Source organism: Bacillus sp. 05T31, from assembly GCF_056396725.1.
In genome coordinates, this window is the sequence record NZ_JBFTMA010000635.1 from 1 (window position 1) to 3,795 (window position 3,795).

General features: G+C 33.2%; 6 protein-coding genes. 4 read left to right on the forward strand and 2 right to left on the reverse strand.

The features are described 5' to 3' along the window. Positions 1–21 precede the first annotated feature (21 nt). Entirely contained in the window at positions 22–660 is a 639-nt protein-coding gene (locus tag AC1DJR_RS25595) for a response regulator transcription factor (protein ID WP_002012250.1), read from the reverse strand. Between the two features lie 324 nt (positions 661–984). Here AC1DJR_RS25595 and AC1DJR_RS25600 point away from each other — a divergent pair, with 324 nt between their 5' ends. Genes AC1DJR_RS25600 through exsE form a run of 4 tightly spaced genes read left to right on the forward strand, consistent with a single transcriptional unit; the run spans position 985 to position 3,659 of the window. Next, entirely contained in the window at positions 985–1,425 is a 441-nt protein-coding gene (locus AC1DJR_RS25600; RefSeq protein WP_229178794.1) for an RNA polymerase sigma factor, read from the forward strand. Then, a complete protein-coding gene (locus tag AC1DJR_RS25605; protein WP_060751557.1) occupies positions 1,422–1,865 on the forward strand; it encodes a hypothetical protein in 444 nt (147 codons plus the stop codon). Before AC1DJR_RS25600 ends, AC1DJR_RS25605 begins: the two co-directional genes overlap by 4 nt. Then, positions 1,858–2,706 (forward strand): hypothetical protein, encoded by an 849-nt coding sequence (locus AC1DJR_RS25610; RefSeq protein WP_477003819.1) that lies wholly within the window; start codon positions 1,858–1,860, stop codon positions 2,704–2,706. Before AC1DJR_RS25605 ends, AC1DJR_RS25610 begins: the two co-directional genes overlap by 8 nt. Further along, positions 2,703–3,659 carry an exosporium protein ExsE gene (gene exsE / locus AC1DJR_RS25615; protein ID WP_477003820.1) on the forward strand — a complete coding sequence of 319 codons (957 nt, stop codon included), beginning with the start codon at positions 2,703–2,705 and terminating at the stop codon, positions 3,657–3,659. Before AC1DJR_RS25610 ends, exsE begins: the two co-directional genes overlap by 4 nt. Positions 3,660–3,689: 30 nt before the next feature. Here the strand turns inward: exsE and AC1DJR_RS25620 are convergent. Beyond that, on the reverse strand, positions 3,690–3,795 hold a 106-nt coding region (locus AC1DJR_RS25620), incomplete at its 5' end, for a DUF445 family protein (protein ID WP_477003821.1).

Here is a 3,795-nt window from a genome sequence, read left to right on the forward strand (position 1 = left end):
GTTAACCAAAATTCCATAACATTAATCTACTTTCCCTGTTAAGTAATAAATCGCAATTTGTGTGCGATGTTCTAGTCCAGTTTTCCCTAAAACTGATGTAATATAATTCGCAATCGTTCCTTCAGATATGAAAAGTTGCTTCGAAATTTCTTTATTTGAGAAACCTTTCGCAATTAATGCGATAATACTAAGCTCTCTTTCTGTGAAAAGGCTCTTATCAATTTTAGATTCTTCCTCTTTACTTTCCATTAAATTAGACTTAATTTTATCAAGCACTACATCTTGCATAACAGTTTGACCGTTATAAACTCCTTTTATCGCATCACGAATACGCTCCGGATCATTATTTTTTAATAAATAACCTTTCGCTCCGTTTTTTACTGCATCCAAAATATATTCATCATCATCAAACGTCGTTAAAATGAGAGGCTTCGTTTTTGTCTCTTCACAAATTAACTTCGTCGCCTCTACCCCGTTCATGTTTGGCATACGAACATCTAAAAGCGCAATATCAACTTCATACTTTTTACAATACGCTACAGCTTCTTTTCCATCATTTACGGTATCTAATACTTCAAACTCTTCATATGTATTTAAAATAATTTTCATACCTTCTCTAATAAAAGAATTATCATCGGCTATTAATATTTTAATTTTCATGTTTGTTAGTATGGACCTTATCCTACTAACATTCACATCCTTTCTCCATGTAGCATTTCCTCTTTGCTCATTATATACTTCTCTTTACCATTTTTTCACACCTTTTTCATATAGCCCTCCTGCTAAAAATATATTATTCTTTTTTTATAACATGTGTAGGGTGACTTATCATTTCTTACGTCTATATAATAGAATGCGTCAAAAAGGAGGGAGAGACCGATTGAGGAAAAACAATTAGTTGCAAAAGCACAGCAAGGAAGCGAACATGCTTTTCGTATCCTTGTACAAACATATCGTCATTATATTTTTCAAGTTATCTTTTCTATTTTAAGACATGAAGAAGATGCTAAAGATGTTACACAAGAAGTATTCGTAAAAATTCACGCCTCTCTCCCAAATTATCAATTTCGCGGATTAAAAACGTGGATGGCACGTATTGCCACCAATCACGCTATTGATTATAAGAGAAAAAAAGCTAGAGAAAACGAAGAACTCTCCTTATGTAAAGAAACTGCGGAAAATATAAAATCCTCTCATAATATCGAGGCTTTATTATTGACGAAAGAGCAAAAATTACTCATTGCTCAAAAACTGCGAGAACTTCCCGACAATTACCGTGACGTCGTTCTCGCACATTACTTAGAAGAAAAAAGCTATCAAGAAATTGCTTTTCARGAAAAYATYGAAGTGAAAACAGTCGAAATGAAACTGTATCGGGCAAGAAAATGGATTAAAAAACATTGGAAGGAGGAAGAGTTTCTATGATGCATTATTCAAAAGAAGATTGGCGCAATTATACATTAGATGTTATATCAAACAATGAACGTGAATCTATGGAAGAACATCTTTATGAATGTGATCATTGTTTAGCACTTTATATGGAAAGTATTGATGAACAACATGAAAACCTTCCAATGATAAATGATGATTCATTTACGAACGAAGTTATGACGCAAATTAATTTTGAAACGTTACAGCCTAATGAAAATATAAAAACAAACTCACTAAAGCGCACAATTATTCACTACATAATTGCGACTGCGGCTACAATTATTTTTATGGTAAGTGGTTTATTCCAGTATATTTTCACAGCGACATCAAATTTCGAGAAATCTTCAAAACATAACAAGTCTTCTATCTCACAACAAATTGTAAACAAATCGGTAGACACATCAAAAAAGGACGGAGGTTCAAAGCATGAATAAAAATCCCTTTTTAGCACTTGTATTAGGGCTAATTCCTGGGCTTGGACATTTATATTTAAAGAAATTCGGACGATTTATTTTATATAGCGGAGGGGCTTTATTTCTATTTATCTTTGCAGCATTTTGTACAATAGCATTAGGAGCGCGTGATATTGCTTTTCTTTCTCTATTTTTACTAGTCGTGTTATGGGCGATCAATTTATTAGATTTAGTTATCACTATTATTAATCACTCGAAAAAACCAGCAGCCGGAGAATTTACAGAGTCCTCTAAAGAAAGCGAACGATTTTATATCATTCTTCTATCAATCATTCCTGGGCTTGGTCATTTTCAATTAGGACTTATGCAACGCGGACTTACATTTTTAGTCGCTTGCACAGGAATCGGAAGTATGATTATATTCGTTGCACTCTTAACATCTCAAGGAAGTTTCCTTATCTTTCTTATTACATTACCTGTTTTATGGATTTATAATTTCTTCGATGTTGTTCAACAACTACAGAAAAAAGAACGCGGCGAGCAATTAGTGGATCGTACTATTTTTGAAGAATTTGAAGAGCACCGAGAACAAGGAAAGAAAAGTAAAACATTTGCTTCTATTTTAGCGATGTTCCCTGGAGCAGGACATATGTATTTAGGCTTACAACGCCGTGGTCTTCAGCTTATGGCAGCCTTTTTACTATCCATTTATTTACTCGATTTATTAAGACTCTCTGCGTTTTTATTTTTAGTACCAATCATTTGGTTTTATAGCTTTTTTGACACATTACAGCTTTTAATTGGTGGCGGCTTTAAATTATTACTTGGAAATAAAGAAAACAAAGGTGGTACAAACGAATGAGAACATGGCGCGTTGGAACATTCTCAATGGGGCTTTCCATTATTACATTAGGTGGTTTCTTACTATTTTCAGTTATGAAAGGCACTCAAGTATTGGATACATTAACAGCATGGTGGCCTGTTTTACTTATTATACTTGGCGCTGAAATTTTACTATACCTTCTATTTTCTAAGAAGGAACAATCATTTATTAAATATGATATTTTTAGTATTTTCTTTATCGGAGTTTTAGGAAGTGTTGGAATTGCTTTTTACTGTTTATTATCAACTGGATTACTAGAAGAAGTTCGTCATTCTATTAACACAACTAGGCAAACGAGTAATATTCCAGACGGACAACTTGATATACCTGAATCTATCAAAAAAATCGTAGTGGATGCGGGGCATCACCCTCTAACAATAGAAGGAAACAACACAAATCAAGTTCATCTTCTTGGGACATATGAAATGACGACGAAAGCAAATGAAAAACTCAATTTAAAACAAAAGGATTTCCTTTCAGTTCAAACAGCTGGAGAAACGATGTATATAACTTTAAAATCATTACCGGTTCAGCATACGTTATTTAACTCAACACCACAGGTGAAACAAACACTCGTTCTTCCGCAAAATAAAAATGTAGAGATCCGCGCTTCAAATAACGAACTATCTCTTTATCCAGGTCAATTACAAAATAATTGGTTTGTACAAAACAGTTCAAACGTATCTGTTCATTTAGCTAAAGAAAGTGATGTTTCTTTAACAGCCGTAACAAATCAAAAAGAAACTCACGGAAACACACCTTGGGAACAAGTAGAAGATTTAGCGAAAAAAGAAAATAATTCTTCAGAAGAAAATCCAGAATTAAAYGRGCAAGAACATTGGTATAAAAACTCGATAAAAACAGGAAATGGAACGTACAAATTAAATATTGAGAAAGCTTATAATTTAAATATGAGCGTTATCGAAAAATAAGAAACCTTCCACAATTGTGGAAGGTTTTTCTCATATAATCGCTTTTATTCCTTCTAAAATTAATCCAATCATAAAACCACAAACAGCCCCGTTCACACGAATCCACTGCAAATCTTTACCGACATTATTTTCAATC

What these genes read in the sequence shown, in the direction of transcription:
- AC1DJR_RS25595 (WP_002012250.1), bottom strand. Translation starts at nt 660, where the DNA reads ATGAAAATTAAAATATTAATAGCCGATGATAATTCTTTTATTAGAGAA.
- AC1DJR_RS25605 (WP_060751557.1), top strand. Translation starts at nt 1,422, where the DNA reads ATGATGCATTATTCAAAAGAAGATTGGCGCAATTATACATTAGATGTT.
- AC1DJR_RS25610 (WP_477003819.1), top strand. Translation starts at nt 1,858, where the DNA reads ATGAATAAAAATCCCTTTTTAGCACTTGTATTAGGGCTAATTCCTGGG.